A 14,335-nucleotide genomic window follows, 5' to 3' on the forward strand; every position below is an offset into this window, starting at 1 on the left:
AAATCTGGATTATGTCCAGATTTTTATTTTTGATAGAACGCTGTTATCCTTTGGCTCAATAATGAAAAAGATAGACAAAAAACTAGACCGAGATAAGCCTATCTCGGTCTAGTTTGTGTTTAAAGAAAGTTGCTTACCAGAGGATTTCGCACTGGCTCCCGACAGCGTTTTGGAAGGATTCAACTGGTGGCTGGTCGGTGATAATGCAATCCAGGCTAGAGTAGTTGGAAAGTTTGAAATAATGACTGGTGTTAAACTTAGAGTGGTCGGCCAATAGAATTGCCTTGTCGCTATTAGCTATCATTTCCCGCTTGATGTGCGCCTGATTGTGGTTGGCTTCGTAGGCGGCGTAGCGATCCAATCCGCGGCAGCTAAAAAACAGTAAGTCTGCATGGAAATTGTTGATGAAGTTGGCAGCAAAATCGCCCAGCGCAGAATTGGTCCCGCAGCCAATATGTCCGCCTGATAAAAAGAGGGTAACATTTTCAAAGTTATTTAGCTGGTGGGCTGCTTCAATACCATTTGTTATGACACGTAGGTTCTGGAAAGGTGCCAAATGCGGAATGAGCATAGCTGCAGTCGTAGAGCTGTCAATGAAGATAGACTGGTTATGAGTGATAAAAGTTGAAGCAATTTCAGCAATTTGTTGCTTGCTTTTTTCTTCTTCACGGGCGCGAGCAGAATACACATATTCTACATTATTAGCCGTAATCAGCATGACTTCACCATGAGAGCGGATGATCTTCCCCTCTTTTTCTAGCTCAATCAAGTCCCGTCGAAGCGTTGATGTAGAACAGTACAAAAGTTCTTCAAGTTGGGCGGTTGCAATAATCTTTCGCTTGCTGAGAATGTCTATAATTCGACTCATTCGTTCCAAAAGAAACCATAGTGACCTCCACCGATGAACAAAGCTGAACATTTATGGTCACATTATAACACAATAAACGAAAAAAAATCAATATAGTAACCATTAGATTGGACGATTATGAACATTTTTGGCCATATTGTTATATAAAAGTTGGCTATTTATCAATTAAAGGTACAGGTATTGAATGCGCTTACCAAAAATACTATGATGAATCCAGAAAGGAGTGAGATTATGGATCATCAAGAAGAAATAATCCGCGAACAAATATGTGATGTATGCCACAAGATGTGGCAACTAGGCTGGGTAGCCGCTAATGACGGCAATGTCTCAGTCCGTCTAGACCAAGATACCATTATTGCAACGCCAACAGGTATCAGTAAGAGCTTTATCACGCCTGAAAAACTCGTCAAGCTCAATCTAAAAGGGGAGATTATCGAGGCTCAGGACGGCTATCGTCCATCCAGTGAAATCAAGATGCACATTCGCTGCTATGAAGAACGGGAGGATGTGAATGCTGTTGTCCACGCACATCCGCCAATTGCGACTGGCTTTGCGCTGGCTCATATTCCGCTTGATACCTATTCCTTGATCGAGAGTGCCATTGTAGTAGGAGCAATTCCCATCACTCCCTTTGGTGTGCCATCTACTATGGAAGTGCCAGATGCTATCACTCCGTACTTGCCAGAACATGATGTCATGTTACTTGAAAATCATGGTGCCTTGACAGTAGGAAGCGATGTGATTACAGCTTACTATCGGATGGAAACCTTGGAGCTGGTTGCTAAGACCACTTTCCACGGACGCATGTTGCTTTCTACTAAGGGAGTTGAGGAGGAGGAAATTTCTCGTCCAACCTTGGAACGCTTGTTTGCAATGCGGGCCAATTATAAAGTCACAGGCCGTCACCCTGGTTATCGTAAATATAATGGTGACGGAAGCATCAAAGAATAAGAAACATTGGAGGAAATGATTATGACTCAACATCCACGTATTGGAATTCGTCCAACCATTGACGGACGTCGCCAAGGTGTTCGGGAATCACTAGAAGTACAAACCATGAATATGGCTAAAAGTGTGGCTGACTTGATTAGCTCAACTCTGAAATATCCCGACGGTCAGCCTGTTGAATGTGTTATTTCGCCATCTACCATCGGACGTGTGCCTGAGGCAGCCGCATCACATGAATTATTCAAAAAATCAAATGTCTGCGCGACTATCACAGTGACACCCTGCTGGTGCTATGGTAGTGAAACCATGGATATGTCGCCAGATATTCCGCATGCTATCTGGGGCTTCAATGGCACTGAACGGCCAGGAGCTGTTTATCTCGCTGCAGTACTGGCTTCACATGCGCAAAAAGGAATTCCAGCTTTTGGTATTTATGGCAGGGATGTCCAGGAAGCTAGCGACACTGAAATTCCAGAAGATGTAAAAGAAAAAATTCTCCGTTATAGTCGGGCCGCTTTGGCAACAGGACTGATGCGTGACACAGCTTACTTGTCCATGGGCAGCGTCTCTATGGGAATCGGCGGCTCCATTGTCAATCCAGATTTCTTCCAAGAATACCTAGGTATGCGTAATGAATCAGTTGATATGACGGAGTTTACTCGTCGGATTGACCGGGGCATTTATGATCACGAAGAATTTGAACGGGCCATGGTTTGGGTCAAAGAACACATCAAAGAAGGTGTGGATCGTAACCGTGAAGACTTGGTTCTTTCTCCAGAAGAAAAAGCAAAACAATGGGAATTTGTAGTCAAGATGTTCATGATTGGCCGAGACCTTATGCAAGGCAACCCTCGCTTGGCTGAGCTTGGCTTTGAGGAAGAAGCTGTTGGGCATCATGCCTTGGTTGCTGGCTTCCAAGGTCAGCGTCAATGGACAGACCACTTCCCGAACGGGGACTTCATGGAAACCTTCCTCAATACTCAGTTTGACTGGAACGGCATTCGTAAGCCTTATGTCTTTGCGACAGAAAATGACTCGCTCAACGGTGTGTCTATGCTCTTTAACTATCTCTTGACAAATACACCGCAAATCTTCGCAGATGTCCGGACTTATTGGAGTCCAGAAGCGGTAGAACGTGTTACAGGGCATCAGTTAGAAGGTCAGGCAGCTGACGGCTTCCTGCACTTGATTAACTCTGGCTCTTGTACTCTGGATGGAACGGGGCAAGCCAGTCGAGACGGCAAGCCAGTCATCAAGCCATTCTGGGAATTGGAACAAAGCGAAGTAGATGCGATGCTTGAAAATACAGACTTCCCACCAGCCAATCGCGAATACTTCCGTGGTGGCGGCTTCTCTACTCGCTTCTTGACCAAGGGCGATATGCCTGTGACCATGGTACGTTTGAACATCCTTAAAGGTGTAGGTCCGGTCTTACAAATCGCTGAAGGTTATACTTTGGAATTGCCAGAGGAAGTGCATCATACCTTGGATAATCGAACAGATCCGGGCTGGCCAACCACTTGGTTTGCACCGCGTTTGACAGGAAAAGGTGCCTTCAAGTCTGTCTATGATGTTATGAACAACTGGGGAGCAAACCACGGTGCTATCACCTATGGCCATATCGGAGCGGATTTGATTACGCTGGCTTCTATGCTGCGTATCCCAGTCAATATGCACAATGTGCCAGAGGAAGACATCTTCCGTCCCAAGAACTGGTCACTGTTTGGCACAGAAGATTTGGAATCAGCCGACTACCGTGCTTGCCAATTATTAGGGCCAATTCATAAATAAAGATTTTGGGTGGGCGTGCCTCTTTCTGGGCATGCAGCCTACCCAATAGAAAGAGAGTAGCTTAGATGACCAAGACAATTATTCTAGCCTGCGTAGGTGGCTTAACAACCAGTATGTTGGTAGAGCGAATCAATGAAGTTATTCATCGTGACCAATTGGATTATTCCTTTTATTCCATTGGGATTACGGGTATGAATAACTTGAAGAATATTGATGTCTTATTGCTCAGTCCGCAATTAGCCTATTTAGAAGAAAAGGCTAAAGCAAGCCTACAGGTGCCAGTCGCAGTCATTAGTGATGAAGATTTCGAGTTGATGAGAGGCGAAGAAGTACTTCGTCAGGCTGAAGTATTGATGGACTAGGCCTATGGCAGGACAAGACAAAGGCTCAAGCCAAGAGCTGATGCGACTGATTATCAAGAGTAGTAAAGTGGCTGCGCAAGTCATGCAGAGTTTGGAGTTGGCTCAGTCAGGTCAGAAGGAAGAAGCAAATGCTGAGTTGGAACAAGCGAGAAAACTCAGCGTGGAGGCTCACAACTTACAGACCAGCCTTATCCAGTCTGAACTGAGTGGCAAAGCCAATCCTCCAAGTCTGCTGGCGGTCCATGCTCAGGACCATTTTATGAATAGCCATTTATTACTCGAATTAGCCGCCGTATTTCTCAATCAAATAGAAGAAATCGAAGATTTAAAAGCAAGAATTGCAAAACTGGAACAGGTAGGTGAGTAGCATGGATCATCCTGTCATATTAGAAATGAAGGGCATTGTTAAAAGCTTCGGTCCAGTCCGAGCCTTAAAGGGAGTCAATTTTGACTTGCGGGCTGGTGAAGTGCATGCTCTAATGGGTGAAAATGGGGCTGGTAAATCCACTTTGATGAAGGTCTTGACTGGTATCTACGGAGCAAATGAGGGTACTATTCATTACAATCAAGAAGAGGTGGTCTATTCCAAGCCCAAGGAAGCAATGGATGCAGGAATCGTTATCGTTCACCAAGAATTGAATATGATGAACCATCTAACAGTGGCTCAAAATATCTTTATTGGACGGGAAGAAGTCCAAGGCAGCTTCTTCATTAACGATGCATCCAGTATTAAAAAAGCAAAAGAACTCTTTAGTCTCTTAAAACTAGACATCAACCCAACTGAAAAAGTAGGAAATCTGACAGTTGGGAAACAACAAATGGTCGAAATTGCCAAGGCCCTCTCAATGGATGCCAAGGTGATTGTCTTTGACGAACCGACAGCAGCTCTGACTGAATCGGAAATCAATGAGCTCTTTGTCATCATTGACGACCTGCGTGCAAAAGGTGTCGGTATTATCTACATCTCCCACCGGATGGATGAGATTGCCCGAATCACAGACCGCGTGACTGTTATGCGGGACGGTGAGTATGTAGGCACGGTCAATACCAAAGATACCACCAAGGATGAAATCATCTCTATGATGGTTGGACGGACGATTTATGAAGATCCTAAGGCTGCGTCAACAGTAGCAGAAGATGCTCCTGTGGTGCTGGAGGTGAAAAAACTCTGTGCTGGAACGGCCGTTAAAGATGTGAGTTTCAAACTCCATAAGGGTGAAATTCTAGGCTTCTCAGGATTGATGGGAGCCGGTCGGACAGAAGTTGCCCGTTTGCTGTTTGGTGCAGACAAAAAAGAAAGCGGTTCCATTATTATAAATGGGAAAGAAGTGAGTATCAATTCTCCCCAGGATGCCATTCGGGAAGGGATTGGCTACTTATCTGAAGACCGCAAGCGCTTTGGCTGTATCGTGGACATGACCATTGCCAACAATACGGTTATAACCAATCTTGATAAGTATATCAAGGCTGGCTTGATTGATGATGGTGCTATTGTCAAGGCAAGTGATCAGTTTGTTCAATCTTTACATACCAAGACACCGTCATCCAAACAGCTGGTTCGCAATCTTTCGGGAGGAAACCAGCAGAAAGTGGTCATCGCCAAATGGCTGGAACAAAATAGTGATATTTTAATCTTTGATGAGCCGACACGAGGGATTGATGTCGGTGCCAAAAGTGAAATATACACACTGATGAATGATTTGGTTGCTCAAGGCAAATCCATTATCATGATTTCGTCAGAACTGACGGAAATCTTACGGATGAGCGATCGAATCGTAGTTATGTGTGAAGGTAGAAAAACGGGTGAGCTGGATATTAGCCAAGCAACACAAGAGAGAATCTTGGCGCTAGCGACTGACCGTTAAAAGTGAAAACAGAGGTGTTTACGTATGGAAGAGAAACAATCCTTATGGATGAAATTAGAAAAAACAGTTGGTTTACAAAAGCTGATTGCCTTGATTGCCTTGGTGGTAATCTTTGCCTTCTTTGCCATCTCCAGCGAATCATTTCGTTCGTTTGATACGGTAGTCAGTATCTTAGATGCGTCATATTACATTGGTTTCCTTGCCATTGGGGTCACATTTGTCATCATTACAGGTGGTATTGATCTCTCTATTGGTACGGTGATGATGTGCTCGGCTATTATCGGGGGCGTCCTTCATACCAAGATGGGCTGGCCGCTCTGGCTGTCTTTGCTGGCTATTCTAGTCATTGGAGGATTATTCGGCCTGCTGAATGGAATCATGGTCGCAAAATTCGGTTTGCCGCCTTTTATCGCGACACTGGGTACGATGATGATTTCCCGCGGTTTGAGCTCTATTGTCTCAAATGTGCAAAGTGTGACCTTCCCTCTTCGTGGAACAGGTGAAGGTTGGTACAAAGATTTATTCCGAACTCAGGATAATTTCCCGACAGGCTTGATCGTGCTGGTGATTGTGGCTGTCCTTGCTGCAGTAGTATTGAACAAGACAAAAATTGGCCGCTATATCTTCGCGATTGGATCCAATAAAGAAGCCACTCGTCTGTCTGGGGTCAATGTCGTCAAATGGGAAGGCATGGCCTATGTCATAGGTGGTCTGTCAGCAGGGCTTGCTGCCGTTGCTTATGCGGCCACCTACTCTACGATTCTGCCAGGTACTGGTAACGGTATGGAGCTGGATGCGATTGCCGGTGTCGTAGTAGGGGGAACTTCTCTAGCTGGTGGTGTCGGATCTGTTATTGGTACCATTATCGGGGTCTTCATCATGTCAGTCCTGAAAATTGGTTTGCCATATATTGACCTACAGCCCCACTATCAACTCTTTATTACTGGTTTCGTTGTTATCGTCGCTGTTTACTTTGATATTTTCATTCGCAAGAATAAGAAGAAATAAGTACAGCCCTCGCTATCATATATATGAGTGTATAAAATATAATAGGAGCTTTTATCATGAGAAAATCATTTAAATTTGCTACTGCGGCCCTTCTTGCTGCTGCTGCGATTGGACTAGTTGCTTGCTCTTCTAAGAAAGACAGCAATAAAGCAACAAACAGCAAGGGTGGAGACTATCGGGTAGAAGTAATTGCCAAAGGCTTCCAACATGACTTCTGGAAAGCTGTTAATAAGGGTGCTGAACAAGCGGCAGATGAATTTGGCGCTAAGATTACTTTTGTCGGCCCTCAAAATGAAACCGCTATCGCAGAACAATTGGAACAGTTGAACAATGCCATTAACAAAAATCCAGATGCGATTGCCTTAGCAGCACTTGATACCGAATCAGAGCTAGACGCTATTAAACAAGCCCAAGCGAAGAATATCCCGCTGATTGGTTTTGACTCAGGGGTTCCCGGTGCACCAGACGGAGCAATCAAAGCAACAGCCTCCACAGACAACCATGCAGCCGGTGCCAATGCAGCAGAACACTTATTCCCAATGCTAGAAAAGAAATTGGGTGACAAGCCGGTTCGTATCGGAGTGGTTTCCCAAGAAGCAAACTCACTCTCTATCACACAACGGACTTCCGGTTTCATTGACAAGATGGTTGAGTTGCTAGAAAAGAAAGGCATCAAAACGGCTGTTGTTGGTCATGATAAATTCAAAAATAATGTCTCTGAATCAGATGCCAAAGCTATCATTGAAGTTCGTGTACCAGCTCAAGTAGACGATGCAGCAGGTAAGACAGAAGCTTCCACTGTACTTGAAAAATCAGATACAGTCGCTATTTACGGTTCAAATGAATTTGCAGCTAAAGCTATTATCAACGCAAATGGCAGTTTCAAGGAATCTAAGCTCGGTGCCGACAAGATTTTGGCTGTCGGTTTTGACTCAGGTGCCTTGCAGCAAGATGCGATTCGCAACGGTCTATTTGTAGGCTCTGTTACGCAAGATCCGATTCAAATCGGCTATCAATCTGTAAAATTAGCTATTGAAGCGGCTCAAGGGAAAGAAGTCAAAGATGTAGACACAGGCTCAAAATGGTATGATGCCAAGAACATCGACTCTGATGAAATTAAACCATTGCTTTACCAATAATCAAAATTGTTTGTAAAGATTGGTGTATTGGAGGAGATGAGAATGACATTGATGAAATTACTGGCCATTGACCTAGGTGCTAGTTCAGGTCGTGTCATGCAAGCAATTTACAATGGCCATAGTATCCAGCTATCAGAAGTTCATCGGTTCAAAAACGAGCCGATGAACGTGAATGACGGTCTTTATTGGAATATCCTGCATCTGTTTGGAGAAATCAAAATTGGGATTAAGAAAGCTTCAGCAGATGGGATTCCTATTCGATCCATATCCGTTGATACATGGGGAGTGGACTATGCCTACCTAGACCAAAACGGAGATCTGCTCTACCAGCCGCATTGTTATCGTGACAATCGTATGGGCCAATACGAAGAAACTTTTTATAAGAAAATCAGCAAAGAGGCGCTTTTTGAGGAGACAGGCGTACAGCCTGCTTGCATTAATACTGTCCTGCAAATATTCGCTGATTTGCAGGAAAAGCCCCATTTGGCAAGAGTTGCAGAGCGCGTGCTCTTCATGCCGGATTTGATTAACTATCTTTTGTCAGGTGTTTTATCCAGCGAGTACACTATTGCCAGCAGCAGCGGTTTGCTCAATATCAATTCTCAGACATGGTCTGACAGCGTTTTTGAGACGCTGGAGATTCCTAAAAAGTGGTTTGGTGAGGTGATACAGGGAGGAAGAGTCCTGAGAAGCCTGTCGCCACGGATTACACAAGAGCTGAAAATTGAGCCTTTTGATGTCATTGCAGGTGCTGGTCATGATACAGCGGCAGCTGTTCTGGCTATTCCTTATGCCAGTGAGCAGCCAACAGCCTTTATCTCTTGCGGTACTTGGTCTCTGGTTGGTCTAGAATCTCCGAATCCTGTGACCAGCCAGGAAGCTTTAGCGGCCAATCTGACCAATGAAGGCTGCTTTGACGGACGCTATCGGATTTTGAAGAATACGACAGGGCTCTGGATTATCCAAGAACTGCAGCGGGACTGGCGCTTGCAAGGAGAGGACATCAGCTTTGATGAAATGGTAACACTAGCAAGAAACGTCACGAATAATCGCTCTTGGATTAACCCCAATGATGCTATTTTTGCAGCTCCGGGAGACATGGAGGCTAAGGTCAAGGAGCGTTGCCATATGACCAACCAGCCTGTTCCGCAAAGCAAAGGAGAGGTTGTCCGAGTGGTCTTGGAAAGTCTCGCTTTTGCCTACCGTCAAACCGTGGAGCAAATTGAGAGCTTGACCGGTCAGAAAATCAAGCAGATTCACATGGTCGGCGGCGGTATCCAAAATGAACTGCTCTGCCAGCTGACAGCTGATGTAAGCCAGAAACCAGTCCTAACAAGGCCGATTGAAGCCAGTGCTTTGGGAAATATCTTGGCACAGCTTTTGACCTTAGGTGAGATTAAAGATCGACAGACTGCCCAAAAGCTCATCAAGGATTCAGAAAAGACCAAGCAATACCAGCCTCAAGAAGGTTCAGACTTGGCTCAGTCCTATCAAGAATTTCAAGCAAGTATGAAAGTAGGAAGCTAGATGTTAAAGTATATTCCAACTATTTTAAGTCCAGAATTGGTCAAGTATCTGATGGAGATGGGTCACGGAGATGAAGTAGTCATTGCCGATGCAAACTTCCCTGCCCATAGGATTGGTCAGCGGGTTGTTCGCTGTGATGGTCACGGAGTTCCAGCGCTGCTAGATGCTATCTTGACTGTGCTGCCCTTGGATACTTATAGCAATTACCAAGCAGGTCTTATGCAGGTAGTAGCGGGAGATCCGACCGTACCAGTCATCTGGGATGACTACAAGGCTTTATTAGAAAAGCACTATCCAGGTACAGCCATTAAAGAATTTGAACGCTTTGCTTTCTATGAGCAGGCGGAAAAAGCTTACTTGGTCATCCAAACGGGCGAGGGAGCTCTGTATGGTAACATCATTTTGAAAAAAGGTGTCATTGCCAGCTAATGAAAAAAACAGGTAAGAGGTGAACAAGGTTGCTTCTGGAAAGGAGTATCCTTGTTCCTCATCCTTATCTGGGGCTTTCTTTGCTTTTTTTATCAACCTGCTTGTTAAAAAAATCACAAAAATCTTGCAAAAAGCAAAATTTTGCGGTATCATTATATTAACAATGTAAATTAAAAGGAGAAATATATGTCTACATTTTACGTACCCGCTGTCAATCTTATTGGCAAAGGTGTTGTCAAGGAAGTTGGGCCTTATGTTAAGGAGCTGGGTTATAGCAAGGCCTTGCTGGTGACGGATAAGTTTATCGAAGGCAGCGATATCTTGCCACAAATCCTAGCACCACTAGATACAGAAGGCATCCAGTATGTGGTCTTCAGCGATGTTGAGCCAAATCCGACTTGTAAGAACGTCATGGATGGTGTAGCTGCTCTCAAGGAACACAACTGTGACTTCATCATCAGTGTCGGCGGAGGTTCACCGCAGGATGCGGCTAGCTGTATTTCAGTTATTGCGACAAATGGTGGCAAACCACAAGACTACGAAGGCTTGCACAAGTCTGCTAAGAAAGGTCTGCCGGTAGTGGCAATCAATACTACAGCAGGAACTTCAGCTGAAATTACCATTAACTATGTCATCACAGATGAAGAACGCAAGGTTAAGATGGTTATGGTGGACAAGAATAGCTTGGCTCTGATCTCAGTCAATGACCCTGAACTCATGGTATCCAAACCAGCTGCCCTCACAGCAGCAACAGGGATGGATGCTTTGACTCACGCGGTCGAAGCTCTCGTCACACCAGGAGCTTACGGTGTAACCAAGAAATTATCTATCGGAGCTATTGAACTTATCAAGGAATACCTTCCTCGTGCGGTTGCAAATGGCCATGATATTGAAGCGCGTGAAGGCATGGTGAATGCCATCTTCCTTGGCGGTATGTCCTTTAACAATGCTGGTCTAGGTTATGTTCACTCTATGGCTCACCAGCTAGGGGCAGTTTATAATCTACCGCATGGTGTCTGCTGTGCCATGCTCCTGCCAGTTGTAGAGCGTGAAAATGCTAAACGGGTACCAGAAGCTTTCCGCAATGTTGCCAAAGCCCTTGGTCTGCAAATCGAAGGCAAGACTGACGAAGAATGTGCAGCTTATGCCATTTCTGAAATCGAAAAACTGTCTGAAACGGTTGGTATTCCGAAAAAACTCACTGAACTTGGTATCGAAGAAAAAGACTTTGACTTTGACTACCTATCCAAAAACGCTTTGATTGATGCTTGTGCGCCAGGCAATCCATTCATGCCAACTCTAGAAGAAACGATTGCTTTTTATAAAGAACTCTTCTAAGAACGAAAAAAATCTGCTGAAACAAACAAGGCTCTGCATGACTCTAACTTGCAGGGCTTTTTTATAGGAATGAAAAGGACCCAAACAAAAATTTTGATTACAACTGTAAATTTATTTTAAAAAATTATGTAAAATCTATTGACAAATAAATTCTGTCATGATAAAATTACAACTGTAAACAAAAAAGTTTACGTAAATTTAATCAGAAGGTATGAATACAGTCGGAAGGCAATTATTTTTGGGAGGATTGGAAATTATGTAAAATCATCTTCTTTTGAAAGAGATTTAATTCACTCATAAAAATAGAGACTGAATCAGTCTTGATTTTTGGAAATGAAATAAGTTATGTAAAGTAATAGATAGGAGAAGATCTCCCAAATGAATATTTTATAGTAGATAAGGAAAAGATTTCTTATCTGAAATTTTGGAAAACAAAAAATTATGTAAAAACAAATATAAAAAAAGTGAGGCAATGCTATGAACAACAACTACAACAATTTTAACAAGATGGACGACCTTTTCAACCAACTCATGGGACGCATGGGTGGCTACAACAGCGAACACCGGCGCTACTTGATTAATGGTAGAGAGGTCACACCGGAAGAGTTTGCTCAGTACCGGGCTACTGGCAAGCTCCCCGGTCAAGGAGCAGGTGAGCAGACTAGCCAGACTGCTGCTCAAGGACCTAAGCAGGATGGTATCCTGGCTAAGCTAGGTCGCAATCTGACTCAGGAAGCTCGTGATGGTAAGTTAGATCCAGTCATTGGGCGCAATAAGGAAATCCAAGAAACTGCTGAAATCCTTTCCCGCCGGACTAAGAATAATCCTGTATTGGTCGGAGATGCCGGAGTTGGTAAGACAGCTGTCGTAGAAGGATTGGCTCAGGCTATCGTCAACGGTGATGTGCCAGCTGCCATCAAGAACAAGGAAATTATTTCTGTTGATATTTCCGGTCTGGAAGCTGGTACTCAGTATCGTGGTAGCTTTGAAGAAAATATTCAAAACTTGGTCAATGAAGTCAAGGAAGCCGGCAACATTATCCTCTTCTTTGATGAAATCCATCAAATCCTAGGAGCAGGATCTACTGGCGGAGACAGTGGCTCTAAGGGATTGGCAGATATTCTCAAACCGGCTCTTTCTCGTGGTGAATTGACCGTTATCGGGGCGACTACTCAGGATGAGTACCGCAATACTATTCTCAAAAATGCAGCTCTGGCTCGCCGGTTCAATGAAGTCAAGGTCAATGCACCATCTGCCGAAGATACTTATCAGATCCTTCGAGGTATTCGGGACCTGTACGAAAAGCACCATAATGTCATCCTGCCGGATGAAGTGCTGAAAGCAGCTGTGGACTACTCTGTCCAGTATATTCCACAGCGGAGCCTGCCAGACAAGGCCATTGACCTGGTCGACGTGACTGCTGCCCACCTGGCAGCCCAGCATCCAGTAACCGATGTTCATGCGGTTGAAAATGAGATTGCTGAGCAAAAAGACAAGCAGGAAGCGGCTGTTGAAAAAGAAGATTATGAAGCAGCTCTAAATGCCAAGACCCGCATTGAAGAGTTGGAAAAGAAAATTCAAAACCACACTGAGGATATGAAGGTGACAGCTACAGTCAACGACGTAGCAGAGTCTGTTGAGCGGATGACAGGTGTGCCGGTATCTCAAATGGGTGCCAGCGACATTGAGCGCCTCAAGGGCATGAATGACCGTCTCAAAGCCAAGGTTATTGGTCAAGACAAGGCTGTAGAAGCTGTAGCTAGGGCTATCCGCCGAAACCGTGCAGGCTTTGATGAAGGCAACCGTCCAATCGGAAGCTTCCTCTTTGTTGGTCCGACAGGTGTCGGCAAGACTGAGCTGGCTAAGCAGCTGGCTCTAGATATGTTCGGTACCAAGGAAGCCATCATCCGTCTGGATATGTCAGAATACTCCGACCGGACTGCCGTTTCCAAGCTGATTGGTACCACTGCGGGCTATGTCGGCTATGATGATAACAGCAATACCTTGACCGAGCGAGTGCGCCGCAATCCATACTCTATCATTCTCTTGGATGAGATTGAAAAGGCGGATCCACAGGTGATTACCCTTCTCCTTCAAGTTCTGGATGATGGTCGTTTGACGGATGGTCAAGGGAATACAGTCAACTTCAAGAACACGGTCATCATTGCGACTTCCAATGCCGGATTTGGCTATGAAGCAGGCTTGGAAGAGGATGCAGAAAAACCAGATCTGATGGATCGACTCAAAGCTTATTTCCGTCCAGAATTCCTCAATCGTTTCAACGCGGTTATTGTGTTCTCTCATCTCAAGAAAGAAGATTTGATGGAGATTGTGAATCTCATGTTGATCGAAGTAAATCAAACCTTGAGCAAGAAAGAAATTGATCTGGCTGTATCTGATGCAGCTAAGGAATTCCTGCGCGATGCTGGTTATGACCAAGTCATGGGTGTTCGTCCACTCCGCCGTGTCATCGAGCAGCAAATTCGTGACAAGGTGACTGACTTCCACTTGGATAATCTAGATGCTAAGCACTTGACGGCCGATTTGGAAGATGGTGTCTTGGTTATCCGGGAAAAAGGCGCTGCCGCATCTGAAGAAGACAAGCAGGCAGAATAAAGCTTACTAAGTCAACTAAATTTTCAAAGACCTCCTTCTTAGATGACGGCAGGTCTTTTTTGCTGAGTATGAATTTCAAATAACTCTCCTTTCTGGAAATAAATTAGCGTTTATTCCAAAATATCAACTTGACTCTCCTTAACAGAACCTAAAAGCAAGCAACTTTATAAAGCCAGTATATTAGCCTATCAGGGGGATCAGCTTTATGCAGAAGGATTTAAAACAAGAGAGATGAATAATTTTTGACGAAAGCAGACTGCTATGAAACAGTAACTACAATTAAGCTCAATGTCATTATCTTTGCCATTCTCAGCACTCTATGCGGCTGGATTGGTTATGTTGTTGATAAAATAACCGGCCAGGCTCATTACGAAAATATCGGAACAGAGATAGGAAGCGGCTTTTTAGGATGCTGATTTGGCTGGAACCCCCGTTAATCTGTAC

13 protein-coding genes are annotated in these 14,335 nt (G+C 44.5%); 12 read left to right on the forward strand and 1 reads right to left on the reverse strand.

Annotated features, from left to right (window positions below; all coding sequences use genetic code 11):
• Positions 1-133 precede the first annotated feature (133 nt).
• Complete coding sequence (locus tag J1C81_RS01445; RefSeq protein ID WP_002916546.1) at positions 134-868, reverse strand: DeoR/GlpR family DNA-binding transcription regulator; 735 nt, start codon at positions 866-868, stop codon at positions 134-136.
• A gap of 204 nt (positions 869-1,072) precedes the next feature.
• On the opposite strand from J1C81_RS01445, the gene J1C81_RS01450 reads away from it, so the two are divergent.
• The 12 genes from J1C81_RS01450 to J1C81_RS01505 all read left to right on the forward strand — a co-directional run bounded on the left by J1C81_RS01450 (position 1,073) and on the right by J1C81_RS01505 (position 14,307).
• Positions 1,073-1,819, forward strand: coding sequence for a class II aldolase/adducin family protein (locus J1C81_RS01450; RefSeq protein ID WP_002927999.1), 747 nt, complete (start codon positions 1,073-1,075; stop codon positions 1,817-1,819).
• Positions 1,820-1,840: 21 nt separating this feature from the next.
• The gene (locus J1C81_RS01455) at positions 1,841-3,607 is read left to right on the forward strand and encodes an L-fucose isomerase (protein ID WP_032909930.1); all 1,767 of its coding nucleotides are present in this window, start codon (positions 1,841-1,843) and stop codon (positions 3,605-3,607) included.
• A gap of 65 nt (positions 3,608-3,672) precedes the next feature.
• The gene (locus tag J1C81_RS01460) at positions 3,673-3,969 is read left to right on the forward strand and encodes a PTS sugar transporter subunit IIB (RefSeq protein ID WP_002916544.1); all 297 of its coding nucleotides are present in this window, start codon (positions 3,673-3,675) and stop codon (positions 3,967-3,969) included.
• 4 nt (positions 3,970-3,973) lie between these two features.
• Positions 3,974-4,336: a PTS lactose/cellobiose transporter subunit IIA gene (locus tag J1C81_RS01465; RefSeq protein ID WP_002916543.1), complete on the forward strand. Its 363-nt coding sequence runs from the start codon at positions 3,974-3,976 to the stop codon at positions 4,334-4,336.
• A 1-nt stretch (position 4,337) separates the two neighbouring features.
• On the forward strand, positions 4,338-5,834 hold the full coding sequence (locus tag J1C81_RS01470) for a sugar ABC transporter ATP-binding protein (protein ID WP_002916541.1): 1,497 nt from the start codon (positions 4,338-4,340) through the stop codon (positions 5,832-5,834).
• Positions 5,835-5,882: 48 nt separating this feature from the next.
• Positions 5,883-6,842: an ABC transporter permease gene (locus J1C81_RS01475; RefSeq protein ID WP_235787750.1), complete on the forward strand. Its 960-nt coding sequence runs from the start codon at positions 5,883-5,885 to the stop codon at positions 6,840-6,842.
• A gap of 56 nt (positions 6,843-6,898) precedes the next feature.
• Positions 6,899-7,981, forward strand: a complete 1,083-nt coding sequence (locus J1C81_RS01480; RefSeq protein WP_002907949.1) for an ABC transporter substrate-binding protein — start codon at positions 6,899-6,901, stop codon at positions 7,979-7,981.
• A gap of 42 nt (positions 7,982-8,023) precedes the next feature.
• Entirely contained in the window at positions 8,024-9,508 is a 1,485-nt protein-coding gene (locus J1C81_RS01485) for a rhamnulokinase (RefSeq protein WP_032909927.1), read from the forward strand.
• Complete coding sequence (locus J1C81_RS01490; RefSeq protein WP_002916538.1) at positions 9,509-9,937, forward strand: RbsD/FucU family protein; 429 nt, start codon at positions 9,509-9,511, stop codon at positions 9,935-9,937.
• 186 nt (positions 9,938-10,123) lie between these two features.
• Positions 10,124-11,275 carry an iron-containing alcohol dehydrogenase gene (locus J1C81_RS01495; protein WP_002916536.1) on the forward strand — a complete coding sequence of 384 codons (1,152 nt, stop codon included), beginning with the start codon at positions 10,124-10,126 and terminating at the stop codon, positions 11,273-11,275.
• A gap of 477 nt (positions 11,276-11,752) precedes the next feature.
• Positions 11,753-13,891, forward strand: coding sequence for an ATP-dependent Clp protease ATP-binding subunit (locus J1C81_RS01500; protein WP_002916535.1), 2,139 nt, complete (start codon positions 11,753-11,755; stop codon positions 13,889-13,891).
• A gap of 242 nt (positions 13,892-14,133) precedes the next feature.
• A complete protein-coding gene (locus J1C81_RS01505) occupies positions 14,134-14,307 on the forward strand; it encodes a hypothetical protein (RefSeq protein WP_002916534.1) in 174 nt (57 codons plus the stop codon).
• The last annotated feature ends 28 nt before the right edge of the window (positions 14,308-14,335 follow it).

It is taken from the genome of Streptococcus sanguinis, assembly GCF_050225395.1.
In the GTDB taxonomy this organism is placed as follows: Bacteria; Bacillota; Bacilli; order Lactobacillales; family Streptococcaceae; genus Streptococcus.

Coding starts and splice junctions, on each gene's coding strand:
- J1C81_RS01445 (WP_002916546.1), bottom strand. CDS start 868: ATGAGTCGAATTATAGACATTCTCAGCAAGCGAAAGATTATTGCAACC.
- J1C81_RS01450 (WP_002927999.1), top strand. CDS start 1,073: ATGATGAATCCAGAAAGGAGTGAGATTATGGATCATCAAGAAGAAATA.
- J1C81_RS01455 (WP_032909930.1), top strand. CDS start 1,841: ATGACTCAACATCCACGTATTGGAATTCGTCCAACCATTGACGGACGT.
- J1C81_RS01460 (WP_002916544.1), top strand. CDS start 3,673: ATGACCAAGACAATTATTCTAGCCTGCGTAGGTGGCTTAACAACCAGT.
- J1C81_RS01465 (WP_002916543.1), top strand. CDS start 3,974: ATGGCAGGACAAGACAAAGGCTCAAGCCAAGAGCTGATGCGACTGATT.
- J1C81_RS01470 (WP_002916541.1), top strand. CDS start 4,338: ATGGATCATCCTGTCATATTAGAAATGAAGGGCATTGTTAAAAGCTTC.
- J1C81_RS01475 (WP_235787750.1), top strand. CDS start 5,883: ATGAAATTAGAAAAAACAGTTGGTTTACAAAAGCTGATTGCCTTGATT.
- J1C81_RS01480 (WP_002907949.1), top strand. CDS start 6,899: ATGAGAAAATCATTTAAATTTGCTACTGCGGCCCTTCTTGCTGCTGCT.
- J1C81_RS01485 (WP_032909927.1), top strand. CDS start 8,024: ATGACATTGATGAAATTACTGGCCATTGACCTAGGTGCTAGTTCAGGT.
- J1C81_RS01490 (WP_002916538.1), top strand. CDS start 9,509: ATGTTAAAGTATATTCCAACTATTTTAAGTCCAGAATTGGTCAAGTAT.
- J1C81_RS01495 (WP_002916536.1), top strand. CDS start 10,124: ATGTCTACATTTTACGTACCCGCTGTCAATCTTATTGGCAAAGGTGTT.
- J1C81_RS01500 (WP_002916535.1), top strand. CDS start 11,753: ATGAACAACAACTACAACAATTTTAACAAGATGGACGACCTTTTCAAC.